15 protein-coding genes and 3 tRNA genes are annotated in these 20,613 nt (G+C 58.2%); 12 read left to right on the top strand and 6 right to left on the bottom strand.

Translation table 11 applies throughout. The annotated features are described in order from the left end of the window. Positions 1-139: 139 nt before the first annotated feature. Positions 140-655, bottom strand: a complete 516-nt coding sequence (locus ACJO3M_RS08330) for a DNA polymerase III subunit chi (RefSeq protein ID WP_407000906.1) — start codon at positions 653-655, stop codon at positions 140-142. Further along, the gene (locus ACJO3M_RS08325) at positions 642-2,135 is read right to left on the bottom strand and encodes a leucyl aminopeptidase (RefSeq protein ID WP_407000905.1); all 1,494 of its coding nucleotides are present in this window, start codon (positions 2,133-2,135) and stop codon (positions 642-644) included. Before ACJO3M_RS08325 ends, ACJO3M_RS08330 begins: the two co-directional genes overlap by 14 nt. Positions 2,136-2,358: 223 nt before the next feature. Between ACJO3M_RS08325 and lptF the strand changes: the two genes are divergently transcribed. Continuing rightward, the gene (gene lptF, locus ACJO3M_RS08320; RefSeq protein WP_407000903.1) at positions 2,359-3,456 is read left to right on the top strand and encodes an LPS export ABC transporter permease LptF; all 1,098 of its coding nucleotides are present in this window, start codon (positions 2,359-2,361) and stop codon (positions 3,454-3,456) included. After that, on the top strand, positions 3,449-4,510 hold the full coding sequence (lptG, locus tag ACJO3M_RS08315; protein WP_407000902.1) for an LPS export ABC transporter permease LptG: 1,062 nt from the start codon (positions 3,449-3,451) through the stop codon (positions 4,508-4,510). The genes lptF and lptG overlap by 8 nt, the downstream gene beginning before the upstream one ends. Positions 4,511-4,530: 20 nt before the next feature. Here the strand turns inward: lptG and ACJO3M_RS08310 are convergent, their stop codons facing one another. Beyond that, complete coding sequence (locus ACJO3M_RS08310) at positions 4,531-5,067, bottom strand: RDD family protein (RefSeq protein ID WP_407000901.1); 537 nt, start codon at positions 5,065-5,067, stop codon at positions 4,531-4,533. 130 nt (positions 5,068-5,197) lie between these two features. Between ACJO3M_RS08310 and alaS the strand changes: the two genes are divergently transcribed. From alaS to ACJO3M_RS08280, 6 genes are all read left to right on the top strand, one after another. Then, a complete protein-coding gene (gene alaS / locus ACJO3M_RS08305; protein ID WP_407000900.1) occupies positions 5,198-7,828 on the top strand; it encodes an alanine--tRNA ligase in 2,631 nt (876 codons plus the stop codon). A gap of 102 nt (positions 7,829-7,930) precedes the next feature. Next, the gene (locus ACJO3M_RS08300; RefSeq protein ID WP_407000899.1) at positions 7,931-9,166 is read left to right on the top strand and encodes an aspartate kinase; all 1,236 of its coding nucleotides are present in this window, start codon (positions 7,931-7,933) and stop codon (positions 9,164-9,166) included. Positions 9,167-9,346: 180 nt separating this feature from the next. Then, positions 9,347-9,544: a carbon storage regulator CsrA gene (gene csrA, locus ACJO3M_RS08295; protein ID WP_406985338.1), complete on the top strand. Its 198-nt coding sequence runs from the start codon at positions 9,347-9,349 to the stop codon at positions 9,542-9,544. Between the two features lie 128 nt (positions 9,545-9,672). Further along, positions 9,673-9,762: transfer RNA gene (locus ACJO3M_RS08290), tRNA-Ser, on the top strand. A gap of 61 nt (positions 9,763-9,823) precedes the next feature. Beyond that, positions 9,824-9,900, top strand: a tRNA-Arg gene (locus tag ACJO3M_RS08285). A 78-nt stretch (positions 9,901-9,978) separates the two neighbouring features. Next, positions 9,979-10,055, top strand: a tRNA-Arg gene (locus tag ACJO3M_RS08280). A gap of 191 nt (positions 10,056-10,246) precedes the next feature. On the opposite strand, the gene ACJO3M_RS08275 is transcribed toward ACJO3M_RS08280, so the two are convergent. After that, positions 10,247-10,783, bottom strand: coding sequence for a DUF2058 domain-containing protein (locus tag ACJO3M_RS08275; protein ID WP_407000898.1), 537 nt, complete (start codon positions 10,781-10,783; stop codon positions 10,247-10,249). 177 nt (positions 10,784-10,960) lie between these two features. On the opposite strand from ACJO3M_RS08275, the gene dbpA reads away from it, so the two are divergent. The 4 genes from dbpA to ACJO3M_RS08255 all read left to right on the top strand — a co-directional run bounded on the left by dbpA (position 10,961) and on the right by ACJO3M_RS08255 (position 15,985). Next, positions 10,961-12,334, top strand: coding sequence for an ATP-dependent RNA helicase DbpA (dbpA, locus tag ACJO3M_RS08270; protein WP_407000897.1), 1,374 nt, complete (start codon positions 10,961-10,963; stop codon positions 12,332-12,334). Positions 12,335-12,557: 223 nt separating this feature from the next. Beyond that, positions 12,558-12,809 (top strand): OadG family protein, encoded by a 252-nt coding sequence (locus ACJO3M_RS08265; protein ID WP_012139449.1) that lies wholly within the window; start codon positions 12,558-12,560, stop codon positions 12,807-12,809. A 40-nt stretch (positions 12,810-12,849) separates the two neighbouring features. After that, on the top strand, positions 12,850-14,637 hold the full coding sequence (oadA, locus tag ACJO3M_RS08260; RefSeq protein ID WP_407000896.1) for a sodium-extruding oxaloacetate decarboxylase subunit alpha: 1,788 nt from the start codon (positions 12,850-12,852) through the stop codon (positions 14,635-14,637). 13 nt (positions 14,638-14,650) lie between these two features. Continuing rightward, positions 14,651-15,985 (top strand): sodium ion-translocating decarboxylase subunit beta, encoded by a 1,335-nt coding sequence (locus tag ACJO3M_RS08255; RefSeq protein ID WP_407000895.1) that lies wholly within the window; start codon positions 14,651-14,653, stop codon positions 15,983-15,985. Between the two features lie 51 nt (positions 15,986-16,036). On the opposite strand, the gene ACJO3M_RS08250 is transcribed toward ACJO3M_RS08255, so the two are convergent. Then, positions 16,037-19,147 (bottom strand): error-prone DNA polymerase, encoded by a 3,111-nt coding sequence (locus ACJO3M_RS08250; protein ID WP_407000894.1) that lies wholly within the window; start codon positions 19,145-19,147, stop codon positions 16,037-16,039. Between the two features lie 5 nt (positions 19,148-19,152). Further along, on the bottom strand, positions 19,153-20,607 hold the full coding sequence (locus tag ACJO3M_RS08245) for a Y-family DNA polymerase (protein WP_407000893.1): 1,455 nt from the start codon (positions 20,605-20,607) through the stop codon (positions 19,153-19,155). Between the last annotated feature and the right edge of the window lie 6 nt (positions 20,608-20,613).

The following is a 20,613-nucleotide window of genomic DNA, read 5'->3' as shown; positions in this document are numbered from 1 at the left end:
GGCCATCCATGGCCTTCGAAATTTTTGGGAAGCCTGTTCCGACTCCGCAGATCTGACATTGTGCATTTCGCGGGAGTTCAAGGGCAGCTGCAAACGTAGGTCGGGTTAGCGAAGCGTAACCCGACAACCTAACCGAAACTTACCCCCGCTTCCTCTGATCATGCACCCTCGGCTCAATCCCCAGCGCCCTCAACTGCTTGAAATGCGATCGCGCCTGATTGAGAACATTCGGATCATTGTGTGCCACCAAAGCCAGCCGCTTGAACCGATCGGCATGCGCCGGCAGGGTAGCTGATAGAATGATCACGGTGTCCCAGTCCTCAGCCACTGGCGGGCATAACAGGATGCCAACCGGATCGGTGCAGGTGGTGGCGGAGTCGGGCACAACGCTGTGGGGAATGAACGCGTCCGGGCTGAAGGTCCACAGCAGGTCGTCCAGTTCTTCGGCGTGTTGGGCGGTGTCGCAAACGACGCACACGCGGTCGCCCTGCTGCCAGGCTTTGTCCACGAGTTTGGCGGCGTGGAGGTTGCGGGCGGCGGGGGTGTTCTGGGCGAGGATGTGGAACCAGTAGCGCCGGTTTGGGTCCTCCTGTCCGGAGGTGCCGGCAGCGGCGCTGCCGGGTTCCGGTCGGTTTTCGGGGTTATTTTCCTGCATGGGACATCAGGTAGTCGACCAGCATGGGTACCGGGCGGCCGGTGGAGCCTTTGGCTTTGCCGGAGTTCCAGGCGGTGCCGGCGATGTCCAGGTGGGCCCAGCGGTATTCCTTGGTGAAGCGCGACAGGAAGCAGGCGGCGGTGATGGTGCCGGCAGGGCGGCCGCCGATGTTTTGCATGTCGGCGAAGTTGCTGTCCAGCTGGCTCTGGTATTCATCCCACAGCGGCAGGCGCCAGGCGCGGTCGCCTGCGCGTTCACCGGCGGCCAGCAGTTCGTTGGCCAGTTCGTCGTTGTTGCTCAGCAGGCCGGTGGCGTGGCTGCCCAGGGCGATGATGCACGCGCCGGTGAGGGTGGCCATGTCGACGACTACTTCCGGGTCGAATTTTTTCACGTAGGTGAGGGCGTCGCACAGCACCAGGCGGCCTTCGGCGTCGGTGTTGAGGATTTCGATGGTCTGACCGGACATGGAGGTGACGATGTCACCGGGGCGGGTTGCGGTGCCGCTGGGCATGTTCTCGGCGGCGGCGATCACGGCGACGACGTTGATGTTCGGTTTGGTTTCGGCAATGGTCTGCATCGCCCCGAACACGGCGGCGGCGCCGCCCATGTCGTATTTCATTTCGTCCATGCCTTCGCCCGGCTTGAGGCTGATGCCGCCGGTGTCGAAGGTGATGCCTTTGCCCACCAGCACGTAGGGCTTGTCCTTGGCCTTGCCGCCACGGTATTCCATGACGATCAGTTTGGCCGGCTGGGCGCTGCCTGCGGAAACGGACAACAGGCTGTTCATGCCCAGTTTCTTCATTTGTTTCTCGTCAAGGATCTCAGTCTTGATGACGTCATGGTCCTTGGCCAGTTGTTCTGCCCGCTCGCCCAGCCAGGTGGGGTGGCAGATGTTTGGCGGCGTGTTGCCCAGGTCGCGGGTGAAGTTCATGCCGCGGCCGGTTGCCAGGCCCAGGTTGAACGCATCCTTCAGGGCTTTGCCTGCGGTAGAGGCGGCAACGATCACTTTGTTCAGTTTTCGCGCGCTGGGCTTTTCGCTCTTGAACTCATTGAACGTGTATAGCTGTTCTTCCAGGGTGCGACCAATCAGGTTGAGGCGGGCGCTTTCAGAGCTTACCGCCTCTTCGCCGGTGACGGGGGTATCCGCCAGGGCAATCAGGACGGATTTCGAGGCGCTGTCCTTTAGTTGGCCCATCATGGCGGTCAGGGCCTTGCGGTAATTCGCCGGTGTGCGGTCACTGTCGTTGCCGGTACCAATCACCAGAACCCGTTCCCATGGCTGGTCTGCAACGGGGATCATCGCGGTAGTGGCGTTCTTGCCGGTAACGTCGCCGGCCTTCTGCAGTTTCTTTATCAGCCCGCCAAGAGCTTCGTCCGCCTGGGTGGTGCTGTCAGGCCAGTTACCTTTTTCAGGAAGGGCGATGACGAGGCAGTCTGCCTTGGTGCTGGTGATCGATTTACTGCTCAGGCTGAAGTTCATGGCAACTCCCTTGTTTGATTCTGGTTGAGTGCGATTCTGATTGAGTGCAAGAAGTGATGTAACCTTGCGGGTAATGTCTCTAGCATTGGGGTTTCAGGCCGATTTATCAAGCGGTGACAGTTCCTTAAGCTTCGGCACTGTCAATCAAGCCTGAGGTTACATAGAATAGCCCCGTCGTTTTTCCATCCACTGACAACGATCCGTTCCGGCCAGAGACAACGTTTTGAGCATCGTTTTCCGATACCTTACCCGCCAGACCATGATCAGCATGCTCGCCGTCTCCGGTGTTTTGCTGCTGGTCTTCATGAGTGGCCGGTTTATCAAGTATCTGGCTGAGGCTGCCGCCGGCGAACTGGCCGGTGATGTGCTGTTCCAGATCATGGCGTACCGGTTTCCCGGCTTCCTGGAACTGATCCTGCCTCTCGGTTTCTTCATCGGCATTTTGCTCGCCTACGGGCGAATGTACCTTGAGAGCGAAATGACGGTGCTTTTTGCCTGTGGCATGAGCGATCGCCAGGTGCTCGGCAAAACCCTGCTTGCCAGTATACCGGTGATGCTGACTGTGGGAGCCATGAGTCTGTATGTCTCTCCCTGGGGCATGAAGCAGGTGGAGGCGATTTTTAATGAGCAGCGCAAGGCGACGGAGTTTGAAATGCTGGCCCCGGGGCGCTTTCAGGATCTGGAGTCTGGCGGTCGGGTTACCTATACCGAAGGGTTGAGTGATGACAAGCGGGTGCTGGAGGGTGTGTTCATCGCCGAATACGGTCGTGAAGGGCTGACCATCATCACCGCGGAGTCCGGTTCCCAGCTGATTGATCAGGAGACCGGTAGCCGTTTCCTGATACTGGAAGAGGGCGGGCGTTTTGAGGGGTTGCCCGGTCAACTCAAGTATCAGGTAACGGGTTTTGATGCTTACGGGTTGAAAATCCAGACTGGCGCGGGCGGTGACAAGGAGCTGGAAGAGGGTGTCAGTACCCTGGACCTGATGGCGTCAGATAATCTGGAAGACCGGGCGTTGCTGCACTGGCGATTCACCTTGCCGCTGATTGTTCCCATTGTCACCCTTCTGGCGGTCCGGCTGAGCCGGGTGAATCCCCGCCAGGGTCGTTTCTTTCATTTATTGCCGGCGATGTTGGTTTACATCACCTATCTTGGCCTGTTGATCGTGGCCCGGGATGCGCTCGCCAGTGGCAAGGTGCCGGAATGGATCGGCCTGTTGTGGGTGCACGTGATTTTCCTTGCCCTGGGGCTGTGGCTCCAGTTTGGCCCCGCCTGGATGTATAAGCGTCGTCTGATCAGGGAGGGCCGGGCTCGTGCATAAAATTGATCAATACGTCATGCGCACGGTTGGCGGAGCGATGTTCCTGGTCATGGTGGTCGTGCTCTCACTGGACCTGATTTTCGGCTTCATCGCCGAGCTGGATGACGCCCGTAACGATTACCAGACACTGCAGGCGTTGTGGTACGTGTTTATGACGCTGCCCCGCCGCATCTACGATTATCTGCCCCTGGGTGCCTTTATGGGGTGTCTTGTGGGCCTGGGGGCGATGGCCAGTTCCTCGGAGCTGACGGTTATCCGTGCGGCCGGGGTATCCATCAAACGCATTGTCTGGTCTGCAATGAAGCCCACGCTGATTGTGGTGATGATCGGGCTGGTGATTGGTGAATACGTTGCGCCGCCGGCAGAGCGCATGGCCCAGAGCCAGAAAGCGATTGCCCAGGGGGCCGGGGAAAACATTGCCACGGCATCGGGTATCTGGCATCGCGAGGGGGATGTGTTCATGCACCTCAACGCCGTCAGCCCGGATGGCGAACTGCAGGGCGTTTCCCTGTTCCGTTTCGACGCCGACCGCTGGATGCTTTCGGCCAGCTTTTCCGAGCGCGCGACCTATCAGGGCGATCACTGGCGGCTGGAGAACGTAAGCACCACGGTGATGGGTGAGGATCAGCTGACCCAGGAGATCCACGAGACCCTGCGCTGGGAAACCGGGCTTTCCCCTGACGTACTGAGCGTGCTCATCGTCAAGCCGGAAAATCTGCCGATGACCGGGCTATATACCTACGCCAGTTATCTGGACCAGCAGGGACTGAGTTCGGCCAACTACTGGCTGGCGTTCTGGAAGAAAGTGCTGATGCCGCTGGGTACTGCAGTGATGGTGCTGGTGGCCATTTCCTTTATTTTTGGGCCCTTGCGCTCGGTGACCATGGGGTTCCGGGTCTTTACCGGCCTGATCGTCGGGCTATTGTTCAAATACATGCAGGATCTGCTCGGCCCGATGAGTCTTGTCTTCGGCTTTAACCCGGTGCTGGCCATTCTGTTGCCCATCGCGATCAATGCCGCCGTTGGTGCGGTGTTGATGCGACGGGCGGGGTAAGACAGGGTGAGACAGTAACGCTATTTTTTCTCGGGTTTGGGTACCCGGACCACCACGCTGCCTGAGATGCGGTCGGTAACGGACAGGCCGTTAATGGGCCAGAACAGAGACAGCATGGCCGGTATGGTGATCATCAGGGTAATCACTCCCAGAGAGTAAGAGGCCAGCAGCGTTAAGAAGAAAATCGCTGCGGCTGTGGCGTAGCGGAGCAGGGCCTGTGACCAGCTCACGGACGTGCCATCCAGGTTTTCGATGCGAATGCGCCAGACCTGCATGGCCAGTGTCTGGCCGGTGCGTGTCCAGAAATAAGCGAAAAACAGGTACAGCACCAGGAACAGTATAAACGTCAGCAGCGGATCGCCGCCCAGGGCACCGCTTTCAGCCATTTCCTGATAACGATCCCACCCCGTCAGCCACCCGGCTATCATGGTGTAAATCCAGGTTACTACCAGCAGCACGGCAATGCAGATCAGCCCATCGTAAATAATGGTCAGAAGTCGTTTAATAAACGTGGCGGGTGGCAGCAATTCCTCGGCGTCATGAAAGCGTCGGGGCATGGGGTCTCCTGTGATGTTTCACGTTTTTCCTGTTCTCGGCGTGTGCTAGAGTAGCGGATTTGCACACGCATGTAAGTATGTGTTCTCAATCGTGGACCCCGACGGGTTTATAGAAGGGTATCAAAGGGCTATGAAAACCGCAGAGTTGCGACAGGCGTTTCTGGATTATTTCAAGCAGCAGGGGCACGCCATTGTGCCGAGCAGTTCGCTGGTACCGGCGGACGATCCCACCCTGTTGTTCACCAATGCGGGGATGAACCAGTTCAAGGATCTGTTCCTTGGCCGTGAAGAGCGCGATTACACCCGCGCGACCACCTCCCAGAAATGCGTGCGTGCCGGCGGCAAGCACAACGACCTTGAGAACGTCGGTTACACCGCGCGTCACCACACCTTTTTCGAAATGCTGGGTAACTTCAGCTTCGGCGACTACTTCAAGCGCGAAGCAATCAATTACGCCTGGACGTTTTTGACCGGTGACGACTGGCTCAAGCTGCCCAAAGACAAACTGTGGGTCACCGTCTATGCCTCGGACGATGAGGCCTACGACATCTGGAACAAGGAAATCGGCGTTCCGGCTGAGCGCATTGTACGCATTGGCGACAACAAGGGCGCGCCCTATGCCTCCGACAACTTCTGGCAGATGGGTGACACCGGTCCTTGCGGCCCCTGTACGGAGATTTTCTTCGATCATGGCCCGGATGTGGCCGGTGGCCCTCCCGGCAGTCCGGAAGAAGACGGCGACCGTTACATTGAAATCTGGAACGTGGTCTTCATGCAGTACAACCGCACGGCTGACGGCGAAATGCTGAATCTGCCGAAGCCATCGGTGGATACCGGCATGGGGCTTGAACGCATTACCGCTGTCCTGCAGGGCGTTCACAGCAACTACGAAATCGACCTGATGCAGGATCTGCTGGCAGCCGCTTCCGGTATTCTGGGCAGTGTCGACACCACCGAAGCATCGCTACGGGTGGTTGCCGACCATATCCGTTCCTGTGCGTTTCTTATTTCCGACGGCGTTATGCCTTCCAATGAAGGGCGCGGTTTCGTTTTGCGCCGAATCATTCGCCGTGCCGCTCGCCATGGCAACAAGCTGGGCGCTACCCAGCCGTTCTTCTACAAGCTCACCGGTGCTCTGGTTGAGCTGATGGGGGAAGCCTATCCCCAGTTGGTCAGCAGCCGCAAGCAGATTGAAAAGGTGTTGCTGCAGGAAGAAGAGCAGTTCGCCAAGACCCTGGACAAGGGCCTGCGCCTGCTGGAACAGGACATCGCGGAACTCAAGGGCGACGTCATTCCTGGTGAGACGATTTTCACCCTGTATGACACTTACGGTTTCCCGGTGGACCTCACCAATGACATCGCCCGCGAGCGTGGCCTGTCCCTGGACTATGAAGGCTACGAAAAGGCCATGGAAAGCCAGCGGGAGCGCGCCCGTGCCGCCAGCAAATTCGGTATTGATTACAACGCCGCAGGCCTGTCGATTGAAGGCAAGACGGAGTTTACCGGTTACGAGCAGATTGATGGCCATGAAACGATTCGCACCGTCATTGTGGGCGATGAAGAAAAAGCGGCCGAAGCCGGGGACGAAGCGGTTGTGGTGCTGGAACGTACGCCGTTCTATGCGGAATCCGGTGGTCAGGTAGGTGATACCGGTCTGTTGACCTGGAGTGGCGGTCGTTTTCAGGTAACCGATACCCGCAAGGAAGGGGATAACCACCTTCATATTGGCACCGTCATTGAAGGCGAGCTGTTCTCCGGGCTGGAAGTAGACGCCCGTATCGATCATGCCCGCCGCGAGCGCACCAAACGCAACCATTCTGCCACCCATCTGTTGCATGCCGCTCTGCGTAATGTGCTGGGCGAGCATGTCAGCCAGAAGGGCTCGCTGGTGGATCCGGATAAACTGCGTTTCGACTTCTCCCACTTTGAGGCTGTTACGCCGGCGCAGTTGAAGGAAATTGAGCGCCAGGTGAATGAGCAGGTTCTCGCTAACACGCCGGTACAGACGGAAGTCACCGACATGGAGCAGGCTCAGGCAAAAGGTGCAGTAGCACTGTTTGGCGAGAAGTACGGTGACACCGTGCGGGTGCTGAGCATGGGCTCCGATAACTTTTCCGTCGAGCTGTGTGGTGGAACCCATGTGGCGCGCACGGGCGATATCGGCCTGTTCCGGATTACCTCTGAAAGTGGCATTTCCTCAGGCGTTCGCCGTATTGAAGCCGTCACCGGCTTTGGCGCCCTGGAGTGGGTGGATGAAACCGAGCAAACCCTGAAACAGGCCGCCGGGCTGGTGAAGGGGGCCAGGGAATCGCTGATCGAGAAAATTCAGCAAACCGTGGATCGGAACCGTCAGCTGGAAAAAGAAGTGACCGCCCTCAAGGCCAAACTGGCCAGCTCCGCCGGTACCGATCTGGCGGGTTCCGCGGTTGAGGTGGGCGGCCTGAAAGTCGTCGCTTCCGAGCTGGAAGGCGCTGACCGCAAGGCGTTGATGGAAACGGCGGATCAGTTGAAGAACAAGCTTGGTGAAGGAGTTGTGGTGCTGGCCAGTGTTGAAGATGGCAAAGTCACACTGGTTGCTGGCGTAACCAAGTCTGCCACCGGCAAGATCAAGGCCGGCGATCTGATGAAGCATCTCGCGGCACAGGTGGATGGCAAAGGTGGTGGCCGTCCGGATATGGCCCAGGGGGGTGGTAACGACCCTTCGAAGTTGGCGGACGCCCTTGCAGGGGTGCCTGGCTGGGTTAAGGAAAATATTGCATAGGCAACTGTTGTGACGGTGGGCAGGCGTTTATAATCCTGCCCGTTTGATTTTAAGTGGCGGGGCAGGCCCCGTCTTCGTCCTATTCTGGATACCGGGAAGAAAATGGCTCTGTTGGTTCAGAAATTCGGTGGTACATCGGTAGGGACTACCGAGCGTATTCAGGCGGTGGCCGAGAAAGTGGCTCGCTTCCGCCATGAGGGGCATGATGTGGTTGTGGTGGTGTCCGCCATGAGCGGTGAAACCAACCGCCTGATCGCATTGGCAAATGACATTATGGAAGAGCCCACGCCCCGGGAAATGGACGTGCTGGTATCGACCGGTGAGCAAGTGACCATTGCGCTGCTGTCGATGGCATTGCAGAAGTTGGGGTGTACCGCGCGATCCTATACCGGGTCACAGGTCCGCATCGTGACCGACAGCGCCCATACCAAGGCCCGCATCAAGCAGATTGACGAGCAGCGCATGCGCGAAGATCTGGATGCGGGCAGGGTGGTTGTGGTTGCCGGCTTCCAGGGCATCGACGAAAACGGCAACATCACCACACTCGGTCGTGGCGGTTCGGATACCACGGCGGTGGCGCTTGCTGCGGCGCTGAAAGCGGACGAGTGTCAGATCTATACCGATGTGGATGGGGTCTACACAACCGATCCCCGTGTTGTCGACAGTGCGCGGCGGCTGAAGCAGATTACCTTTGAGGAAATGCTGGAAATGGCCAGCCTGGGCTCCAAGGTATTGCAGATCCGTGCCGTTGAGTTTGCAGGTAAGTACAATGTTCCGTTAAGGGTCCTTTCCAGCTTCCAGGAAGGTGAGGGCACCCTGATTACTCTTGAGGATGATGACGCCATGGAACAACCGGTCGTTTCCGGCATCGCTTTTAATCGCGACGAAGCCAAGGTCACTATTTCCGGTGTGCCCGATACACCTGGCAGTGCTTTGCGTATACTGAAACCAGTCAGTGACGCAAATATTGAAGTTGACATGATCGTGCAGAACGTAGGGGAGGACAATCGCACCTCCTTTACCTTTACGGTTCACCGTAATGACTTCAAGCGCGCGCAGGAAGTGCTGCGGGGCGTGGCTGATGAGTTGGGTGCCCGGGAAGTCGGTGGTGACAGCAAAATCGCCAAGGTCAGCATTGTTGGTGTCGGTATGCGTTCCCACGCAGGCGTTGCAACCAGGATGTTTGAAGCTCTCTCCCATGAGGGTATCAATATTCAGATGATCTCCACGTCCGAAATCAAGATTTCCGTGGTGATTGATGAAAAGTATCTCGAGCTTGCGGTTCGTGCCCTTCACAGTGCATTCGAACTGGACAAGCCTGGGGTTGAAGAAGCCTGATCAAGCGAAGCACAGGTCGGTTCGCTCAGGTTATCTGAAAAAAGGGCGTTATTTGCTGTGCCTTTGATGCAGTTGTTCCGTATAAGGGATTGTGCGTCTTTTGAGAGGCAAGTGGCCCCACTATAAAAGCAGGAAGTTCATTTTTCGGAACAGGTAGCTCTGAACAAGGGAGAACAGGATATGTTGATTTTGACTCGCCGCGTTGGCGAAACTCTGATGGTGGGTGACGAAATTACCGTTACCGTACTCGGAGTGAAGGGGAATCAGGTACGAATCGGTGTCAACGCCCCCAAAGAAGTGGCAGTACATCGTGAAGAGATTTATCAGCGTATTCAGAGCGAAAAAGACTCTGACGGGCCGGAGCCCGGCAACAGCTGAGATGTCTGAAAAGCCGTTCAAGGGAAACCTGAACGGCTTTTTTTCTGCCTGTCTGAAATGAGATGCAAAAAAATTGTGTCAACCCTATGAAAACAGAAAAATTATGGTAGTATACGCCCCGTTCTCAAGGAGAGGTGGGTGAGTGGCTGAAACCAGTTCCCTGCTAAGGAACCGTACGAGCAATCGTACCGAGGGTTCGAATCCCTCCCTCTCCGCCATTTTCCCTAGCGGAGAACGAGAACAGGTTGAATTAGCACTCAATCGAATGCGATAAGATGCGCGGCTGTAGCTCAGCTGGATAGAGTACCTGGCTACGAACCAGGCGGTCGGAGGTTCGAATCCTCCCAGCCGCGCCATTTATTAAAAGGGCCAAAGGCCCGAATAATCCTCCCAATGGCTTTAACCGCCAAATTGGACAAGGATTCACAGTTTAAGCGGCTGTAGCTCAGCTGGATAGAGTACCTGGCTACGAACCAGGCGGTCGGAGGTTCGAATCCTCCCAGCCGCGCCATATCAAATAAAAAACCCCGCCTTGAGCGGGGTTTTTTATTTGCAGATCTCGGAGTCTGAAAGGATTTGAACCGAAAGAGGTTCGACCGAAGCACACGCAGTGTGCTGAGGAACGCGGGAGCGCAGCGACGGCGGCCCCACAACCGAAAACACCTCATCACCCAAAACCCCGGCAATGAGGTGTCCAGCCCCCTACCACATCAAATCATCAGGAATCTCATAACCCGCATAAGGATCATCCTCACCCGCGTCATCCTCGTGACGATCATGCAGCACCACTACAGCATTCTGATCCCGCTCCTGAATCTTCCGTGCCACGCCCTCGGCAACGATCTCATACTGGTCGTTCACAAACACAATGGCCAGGCGTCCCCGGGATAGCTGATCAACCATCTTGTCATCCACAAAAATCTTCTTGATTTTCTTGTCATGGACGAACTGATAGGAGGTCTCGCCCCGCGAGCGGTCCAGGCGATTGGTATCCACCAGCTGGCGAATCTGTGCCTGAATGGCTTTCTTCTCAGCTTCTTTCTGGCGCTCCAGGTTCAGTTGGCGATCACGCTCCGCTTTTTCTTCCCGAGCCTTGCGGGCGCGGACTTCGGCTTCGCTGACCTGAACCGTTCCTTTGGGTTGTTGCTTCCGTTGTTTCTTTTTCTCGTTGCGAATGGCCTTGGCCTTTTTCTCATCGGCAAGCCCGGCTTTCAATAACTGGTCCTGAAGTGATGCCATCTACGACTCCGTAAATAGTTGCTGAAGAGTCCTCCGAATAGCGCCCGAATTGCCCTGAAAGCCAGAGATAATCCAGGAGTTATGCAGAGTCTCCCTACTGGTGCGCTGAATAAGGTAGTATACGCGCACTGTCGACTCCGCCATAACCAGCATTATTCATTTCAGGATCCTCTATTTATGTCTTCCTTTAACCAGCTTGGTCTGTCTCAGGCCATGGTCGCCAATCTTGAGCAACTGGGGTTCAGCCAGCCCACGCCTATCCAGGCCCGGGCGCTGCCTGCGGCCATCGCCGGGAAGGACGTCATCGCCATGGCCCAAACCGGCAGTGGTAAAACCGCTGCGTTCGGTATCGGGCTGATCGAAAAGCTCAGGCCGAAGCAGTTTTCGGTTCAGGGGCTGGTGTTGTGTCCAACCAGGGAGCTGGCCGATCAGGTGGCAAAAGCGTTGAGGGAGCTGGCGCGGGCGAAAGCCAACGTAAAGGTGCTGTCGCTGTGTGGCGGTGTTGCCATCGGACCGCAGATTGGCTCTCTGAGTCATGGCGCCCATATTGTGGTGGGCACGCCGGGGCGTATTCAGGATCATCTTCGCAAGGGCACCCTGTCCCTTGATCGGCTGCAAACCCTGGTGCTGGATGAGGCCGACCGCATGCTGGATATGGGGTTTCAGGACGCTGTAGAGGACATTATCAGTCAGGCGCCGTCACAGCGTCAGACCCTGATGTTTTCCGCAACCTGGCCGGACAGCATCCGCGTACTGAGTGAGCGTTACCAGTCCAGCCCGGTGGATATCCGGGTTGAGGGGCATATTGAGAAGCCGGATATCCGTGAAATTTTCTATGAGATCGCTCCGGGGCAGCAGGCGGATGCATTGGCTGCCTTGTTGTCAGAGCTGCAGCCTGCCTCCTGTATCGCCTTTTGCACCACCAAGCTGCAGTGTGACGAGTTGGCGGCGGCGCTGGGTCAGCGTGGCTTTTCGGCACTGGCTCTTCATGGCGACCTGGAGCAGCGGGATCGGGACAGCGTGCTGGTCCGTTTTGGCAATCAGAGTTGCTCGGTCCTGGTGGCAACGGATGTGGCTGCCCGTGGGTTGGACATCAAGGCGTTACCACTGGTGGTGAATGTGGAGCCGGCCAGGGATCCGGAAGTCCATACGCACCGTGTTGGTCGAACCGGTCGGGCAGGTGAGGCCGGTCTGGCCGTAACGCTGTGCACGCCGTCCCAGGGGCATAAGGTTTCCAGGCTGGAGTCCCATCGTAGCGAGGAAGTGCGATGGGGAGATGTAGAGCAGTTGCTGGCCAACCCTGACAGGCCGATTGCTCCTGCCATGCGCACGCTGTGCATCTCCGGTGGGCGGAAGGACAAGGTCAGGCCGGGCGATGTGCTGGGTGCGTTGACCGGAGAGGCCGGTATTTCCGGTAAGGCGGTCGGGAAGATTGATCTGTTTGATTTTCAGTGCTTTGTGGCGGTTGACCGTAATGTCGCCAGAGAAGCGCTTGAAAGGCTGGAGAATGGCAGGATAAAAGGCCGTAAAATGCGGGTCAGATATGCCTGAATGAGAATGATTTAAAGCGGGCCTGGCTCTGTCATAATGGGTCGCGAGGCTCGGTAAGCGCGTATAGCAATTCGTATTCCGGTTGCTCAAGGCAATCTAAAACGGTAAATTACGCAGGATTTTGCCTCCCGACTTGTTTTTGTTGGACCTAAGACCTTAGTCCAGCAGAGAAGATCAGGCAAGTCGGGGAAATCACACAAACCAATACAGGTAGCTATTCGATATGAATGACCTGATGTCACAAGCCGTAGATCTGATGATTGCAGGCATGGGATTCGTGTTTGCGTTCCTGGTTGTGCTGGTGTTCGCAACGCTGCTCATGTCCAAACTCATCTCACGGTTTGCGCCGCCAGAGCCGGCAACCCCGGCCAGAACGCCACGTGCCAAGCCCAAGGCGCCAACGTCGGTTGACCCTGACACCGCCGAGGCCATCAAGAAGGCGATTGCACAATTCCGGTCACGCCACAAGAAGTGACCCGGTAAAAGATAGAACCTTTAAACAGAAGGCTGACACGATGACTGACACAAAGAAACCGCTGGGGATTACGGACGTTATCCTGCGTGACGCCCACCAGTCCCTGCTCGCCACCCGTATGCGGCTGGACGACATGCTGCCCATTGCCGAGAAACTCGACAAAGTCGGTTTCTGGTCACTGGAATCCTGGGGTGGAGCTACCTTTGATTCCTGCATCCGTTACCTGGGCGAAGATCCCTGGGAGCGTATCCGCGAGCTGAAAAAAGCCATGCCCAACACCCAGCAGCAGATGCTTCTGCGTGGACAGAATCTGTTGGGCTACCGTCATTATGCGGATGATGTGGTAGACCGTTTCTGTGAGCGTGCCGCCGAGAATGGCGTCGACGTGTTCCGTATCTTTGATGCGATGAACGATCCCCGTAACCTGGATCGCGCCATCAAGGCCGTGCGCAAGACTGGCAAGCATGCCCAGGGCACCATCGCCTACACCACCAGCCCGGTACACACCGTCGACATGTGGGTAGAGCTGGCGAAAGAAGTCGCCGATATGGGTGCGGACTCCATTGCCATCAAGGATATGGCGGGTATTCTCAAGCCTTACGTGGCCTTTGATCTGGTCAGCCGTCTGAAGAAAGAACTGGATATCCCGATTCACATGCAGTGCCACGCCACCACTGGCATGTCTACCGCCACCGCGATCAAGGCGGCGGAAGCCGGTATTGATAACGTGGATACTGCTATCTCTTCCATGAGTATGACCTATGGTCACTCGCCCACTGAGGCCGTGGTCGCCATCCTCGAAGGTACTGACCGTGACACCGGTCTTGACCTGAACCTGCTCGAAGAGATCGCCAGCTACTTCCGTCAGGTACGTAAGAAGTACGCGAAGTTTGAAGGCAGCCTCCGTGGTACCGATTCCCGCATCCTGATTGCCCAGGTACCGGGCGGTATGCTGACCAACATGGAAAACCAGCTGCGCGAGCAGAACGCAAGCGACAAGTTCGACCAGGTTCTGGACGAGATTCCCAAGGTCCGCGAAGACCTGGGCTTCATCCCGCTGGTAACTCCGACCTCACAGATCGTGGGTACCCAGGCGGTACTGAACGTTCTGACTGGTGAGCGCTACAAGTCCATCTCCAAGGAAACCTCTGCGATCCTGAAGGGCGAGTACGGTGCAGCACCGGCGCCAATGAACAAGGAGCTGCAGGAGCGTGTTCTGGACGGGAAAGAACCAGTGACCTGCCGTCCGGCGGATCTGCTGGAGCCGGAAATGGACAAGCTGACCGACGAACTCAAGAAGCTGGCTGATGAGAAAGGCATCAAACTGGCAGAGAACACCGTAGACGACGTGCTGACCTACGCCCTGTTCCCGCAGATTGGTCTCAAGTTCCTGGAAAACCGCGACAACCCGGATGCATTTGAGCCGGTTCCGACCGCTGAAGATGCCGCACCTGCCAAGAAGGCTGAAGGCCCCGAGACTTACACCGTTGATGTGAACGGCAAGAAGTTCGTGGTGGCAGTATCCGAAGGTGGCGAAATCACCCAGATCCAGGGTGAGGGCGGTGCTGCTTCTTCTGCATCTGCATCCGCAGCACCAGCACCTGCTGCTGGCGAAGGTGAGCCTGTGGTCGCACCTCTTGGCGGTAACATCTTCAAGGTTCTGGTTTCTCCGGGTGACACCGTAGAAGAAGGCGATGTGATGATCATCCTCGAAGCCATGAAAATGGAAACCGAGGTTCGCGCACCGAAGGCCGGTACCATCGGTGAAGTCTTCATCAAGGTCGGTGATGCCGTCTCCCCTGATGATGAAATGCTGACAATCGCATAAGGGCCAGCATTCCATGGATAAATTACTGACTCTCTGGACGGGTAGTGGCCTGTTCAATATCGAGATTGGCCAGGTGATCATGATCGCCGTCGGCCTTCTTCTTCTGTTCCTTGCGATTCGCAAGGGTTTTGAGCCTTTGCTGCTGGTCCCCATCGGGTTTGGCGGTATTCTGGCGAACATTCCGGAGGCGGGGCTTGCCCTGACTGCGGCGGAAAATGCGATCCACTTTGCTCTGAAAGGCGGAAGCACCGAGATTCTTGCGGCGCTGGCGGCACCACTGGACGTGGCCTATCAGGCCGGCCAGGCAATAACGCCCGAGCTGAAAGAAGCCTTCAAGGTAGCGGTGAAAGAGGCCAGTTATTCCGAAATGGCGATGGCAAACTCTCTTGCCCAGGATTTCGGATATGGCAATGGCATGCTGTATAACTTCTACTCCGTGGTTATCGGCAGTACCATCGGGCCTCTGGTGATCTTTATGGGTGTGGGTGCGATGACCGACTTCGGTCCGCTGCTGGCCAACCCGAAGACCATGCTACTGGGTGCAGCAGCGCAGTTCGGTATCTTCGGAACCGTGCTGGGTGCCGCTTTGCTCGATTGGACTGGCGTTTTGGACTTCAACATCCTGGAAGCTGCAGCCATTGGTATCATTGGTGGCGCGGACGGTCCGACATCTATCTATGTTGCCAGTGTTCTGGCACCGCATCTTCTTGGTGCCATTGCAGTTTCCGCCTATGCTTATATGGCCATGGTGCCGATGATTCAGCCGCCGATCATGAAGGCGCTGACTTCTTCCGAGGAACGCAAGATCAAGATGACCCAACTGCGTCCGGTCAGCAAGCGCGAGAAGATCGCGTTTCCGCTTGTGGTACTGATTGCGGTGGTTCTGTTCCTGCCGGATGCGGCACCGCTGCTGGGTATGTTCTGCTTCGGTAACCTGCTGCGCGAGTGCGGCGTGGTGGAGCGCCTGAGTGACACTGCCCAGAACGCCCTGATCAATATCACTACCATCTTCCTGGGGCTGTCTGTTGGCTCCAAGCTGATGGCGGACAAGTTCCTGGACGCCCAGACGCTGGGTATCCTGGGCCTGGGTATTGTGGCCTTCGGTGTGGGTACTGCCTGCGGTGTTCTGATGGCGAAGCTTATGAATCGCTTCACCAAGGAGCCCATCAACCCGCTGATCGGTTCTGCCGGTGTATCCGCGGTGCCGATGGCAGCACGGGTATCCAACAAGGTAGGCCTTGAGGCCAACCCGCAGAACTTCCTGCTGATGCACGCAATGGGCCCGAACGTGGCTGGTGTTATCGGCTCTGCGGTGGCTGCAGGTGTGATGATCAAGCTTCTGAGCTGATCTCGCTCTTTCAGTACCGAAAACCCCGCCTCAGTGCGGGGTTTTTTGTTTTTAATGAAAATCCCGGGAATCAACCGGCAAGGAATGAATCAGGTGACTCAGGTCTGAAAGCTTCCCAGCAATCACATGAATCACTTCCCCTTCTTTTTCCAGCACACCTTTCACGTGTAGCAACCGCGCCGTCAATAACGCTTTCCGCTGCCGCCGGGCGGTCTCCAGCCAGACAATCACGTTGACGTTGCCGGTTTCATCCTCAAGGGTCACAAAGGTAACGCCGGAGGCGGACCCGGGGCGTTGACGGCCGGTGACGAGGCCGGCGACCTGGACCGGGATGCCGGCTTTGGTGTCCTTCAGTTGTTCGGATGTCAGGCAGAACCGGAGATGGCCCTGTTCCCGCAGCAGGGCCAGCGGGTGGCGCTGCAGGGTCAGGCCCTGGCTGGCGTAGTCGGCGAGGACGTTCTGGCCTTCCGTGGGTTCGGGCAGTTGGTCGCAGGTGTCCGGTGTGTAGTCTTCGTTGTCTTCAGCGGCAAAGAGTTCGGCTGGTTGTTCGTGGCCCAGTAACTGCCAGTAAGCCTGGTGGCGGTTGGCGGTGAAGTCTGGCATGGCGTTGGCACCGGCTAGGAGTTCCATATCCCGTTGGCTGAGGTCGGCGAGGCGGCGGAGTTCGTTACTGGTGCGGTAACCCAGGGGAGGCCGGTTCTGGCAGAGGCGTTCGGCGCCGCTGGCGGACAGGCCCTGTATCAGCTGTAACCCCAGGCGGAGGTGTCGCTCGGGACCGACGAGGCTGTGCTCCCATTGGCTGTGGTTCACATCCGCCGGTAATACGGTGACGTTATGGCGGCGGGCGTCCTGAACCAGTTGGGAAGGGGAGTAGAATCCCATGGGCTGGCTGTTGAGCAGGGCGCAGTAAAAGGCTGCCGGGTAGTGGCGTTTGATCCAGGCCGAGACATAAGCCAGCAGTGCAAAGCTGGCGGAGTGGGATTCGGGGAAGCCGTAGCCGCCGAAACCGCAGATCTGTTGGTACAGCCGTTCGGCAAAGTCCGCGTCGTGGCCCCGCGCCAGCATGCCGTTGATGAGCTTGTCACGAAACGGACTGAGGTCGCCGTGGGATTTCCAGGCGGCCATGGCGCGGCGAAGCCGGTCAGCCTCGCCGGCGGTAAAGCCGGCGGCCACCATCGCGAGTTTGATGGCCTGCTCCTGGAAGATCGGCACACCCAGGGTGCGCTCCAGCACGGCCTGTATCTCGGCGTTGGGGTATTCCACCGTCTCCAGGCCGTGTTTTCGGCGCAGGTAGGGGTGCACCATATCTCCCTGTATGGGGCCTGGACGGACGATGGCGACTTCGATGACCAGGTCGTAGAAGCATTCCGGTTTCAGGCGGGGCAACATGCTGATCTGGGCGCGGGACTCCACCTGGAAGACACCGATGCTGTCTCCCTGCTGGAGCATGTCATAGGTAGGGCGGTCGTCCGCGGGGATGTCGGGCATGCCAAAAGGTTGCCCACGCTCTTCACTGATGAGCTCCAAAGCCCGGCGGATGGCAGAGAGCATTCCCAGGGCAAGCACGTCTACCTTCATGAGCCCCAGGCTTTCCAGATCGTCCTTGTCCCATTGGATAACGGTTCGGTCGGTCATGGCGGCGTTTTCCACGGGGACCAGTTCAGCCAGGGGACCGGCACTGATGACAAAGCCGCCCACATGCTGGGAAAGATGGCGGGGAAATCCCAGCAGCGTGTTGACCAGGGTGAAGAACTGGTTAGCCACCTGAGGGTTGCGGGTCAGGCGTTTATCCAGGATCTGGTGGCGCCAGTCCGTGGCCCGGTCTCGCCAGTCAATGCCTTCCAGAAGCTGTTCCACCAGCGCCGGATCAAACCCCAGGGCCTTTCCGACATCACGGATGGCGCTTTTCGGACGATAGCGGATGACGGTGGCGGCCAGGGCGGCCCGCTCCCGGCTATACCGCCGGTAGATGTACTGGATCACTTCTTCCCGCCGTTCGTGTTCGAAGTCCACGTCGATGTCAGGCGGCTCGCCCCGATCCCTGGAGATAAAGCGTTCAAACAGTAACTCGGTGTGGGCGGGGTCAACCTCGGTGATGCCCAGGCAGTAGCAGACGGCCGAGTTGGCCGCGGAGCCCCGCCCCTGGCAAAGGATGCCCTGTTGACGGGCGAAGGCCACGATGTCGTGGATGGTCAGGAAATAATGCTCGTAACGCATCTCCGCGATCAGCGCCAATTCCTTGCGAATCAGGGCCTGGACGCTCAGCGGCGTGCCCCCGGGGTAGCGACGGCGTTCGCCCTGTCGCGTCAGTGCCAGCAGGTATGACGCCGGGGTTTCCCTTTCGGGCACCAGATCTGCAGGGTATTCGTAGCGCAGGCTGCCGGGTTCAAAGCTGCACTGATCGGCAATGGCCAGGCTTTCCCTGAGCCAGTGCCCGGGGAACAGGCGTTTCAGTACCGGCAGTGGTCTCAGGTAGCGCTCGCCATTCTGGAACAGGTGATGGCCGGCGTTCTCCAGTGAGGTGTGGTGGCGCAGGGCGGTGAGCACGTCCTGCAAGGGCTGGCGCTCACGGCTGTGCATGTGGACCTGGCCGGTGGCGGTAATCGGGCAGTGCAGGTCTGTGGCGAGCTGGCGTACCCGGGCCAGGTGTTGCTCTTCACCGGATTCCAGGGTACGGGCGGCTGCCAGCCACAGGCGGTGATCGAACAGTTGGTGTAGCCACTGGCCACAGCTCAGGGCATCGTCGTAAGCGGTACAGGCAGGCGAGGGAGGTAGCCACAGGCACAGGCAATCGTCGAGGGTGTGGTTTTCGATGTCCTGGCAGAATAGCTGGTACTGACCCTTTTCCGCCCGCCGCCGGCCCGTTGTGATCAGCTGGCATAACTGACCATAGCCAGTGCGGGTGCGGGCCAGCAGGATAAAACGGGGTGTGGCGCCGTTGGCCGGAATGTCACTCAGCTCAAACGAGCTGCCGGTAATCAGCTTGACCGGACTGTCTTTCAGGGCCGCCCAGGCTCGGGGAATGCCGGCGACCGAACAGGCATCGGTGATCGCCAGGGCGTGGTAACCCAGTTCCGCCGCCTGTTCCGCCAGTTCATGGGGGTGTGATGCGCCTGTGAGGAAGGTGAAGTTGCTCAGGCAATGGAGTTCGGCGTAGGACATGGAGATCACCCGAACCAGCCGTGTACGAACCAGCCATCACGCACATCCCGGAACACCCAGGCCAATTGGCCGCTGGCCAGTTGGGCGATGTAGTAATCCCGGTGAACCCGCTGACCGTCCCACCAGCCGCCGCTGATACGTTCCGGTCCGGAAAACCAGGCGCTGGGTGTTTCCTGCAGGGGGTGTGGGCTTTTCAGTAACCATAACGGTCGATGGGGCAGGTTGCTTGCCTCTGGACTGGTGGCGTGTGCCCGTTGCGGGAGATTGGCGGTAGTCCAGGCATGTTCCGGGCGATGGTCGGCCCGGGGTGACAGTTGCTGCAGGGCATTCTCTCCAAGCCGGGCCTGCAGGCGGCTGATCAGGGTATGCCAGGCTTCGTTCAGGTCCGGGGTTTCTCCCAGCAGATCGTTGCCGTTACTCGCCTCCCGACCCATGAAGCGACGTACCGAGAGCACCAGGGACGTAACGGGCGCTTTCAACGGATGCTGTTCAAAGCGTAGACGGAGCAAATCCAGAAACACTTCGGCCCGATGTTCCGGACCCGAGGTGCGAATTCGCAGGCGCGTGGGTTGGTGGTGACGGTGGTTCAGTACCAGCAGCAGGCTGTCGGTATCCTGTTGGCGCCAGCACAGATCCTCTTCCAGTTCCCCCAGTATGCGGTGCAGGGGAAACAGCAGTCCCTCGGAGTGTTCAATGTCCTGGGCAAAATCCGCCTGTTGGCGGAAGTGATGTGGAGGTCGCCAGGGTTGTTGCGGGTCTGGCCGGGTGCCCTGGATTTTCTGGATGTAGGCAAGGGTATCCGGTGATAGCCGGTGAGCCATTTCCCGGGCTGGCAACTGCATGACTTCTCCGAGCCGGGTAAGCCCCATCCGCTGTAAGCGGGTAAGGGTGCGGCCGTCAAGCTCCACGGCTGTCAGCGGCAGGCGGGACAGCTGTTGCATCATATGGTCCCTGTCGGTGGTGCACTGGCCTTGACCAGCGCGGGCGCACAAGCGGGCCGCCAGGGGTGTTTTTCCGGTAGCCATCCAGGCGGTTAACTGCCGTTGTGACAGGGCCTGTTCGAAGGTTTGCCAGACGGCTGCCAGTCCGCCGTACAGCTTTTGCAGGCTGCCCACTTCCGCCAGTAATCCGTCCGGAGGGTAGGGGGTAATGTTGGCGGCATGGCGATACAGCCAGCGGGCCTGCTCTGCCAGAATCTGTTGTTCCCGGCTGGTGTCGGCCCGGGCAATGGCCAGTGACGGCACCAGGGTGATGGCGGTTTTCAGGGGCATGCCCGGTTGCACGCCCTGATTCTGGGCTTCCGGGCAGGCCTGGAGAACCCGCTGGCCGGCGGCTTCCACGACCACCAGCGCTTCTTCGGCGTTCTCTCTGCCGTTCTCTCTACCGTTTTCTCCGTTCTTCCGGGAGCGGCGAATATGGTCCAGCAGCAGGTGAGGAAAATGCAGGTAAACCCAGAGCATGTTGCA

Origin of the sequence: Marinobacter alkalisoli (assembly GCF_045449795.1) — a bacterium.
GTDB lineage: Bacteria > Pseudomonadota > Gammaproteobacteria > Pseudomonadales > Oleiphilaceae > Marinobacter.
This window is presented reverse-complemented; position numbering and strand designations above follow the sequence as displayed.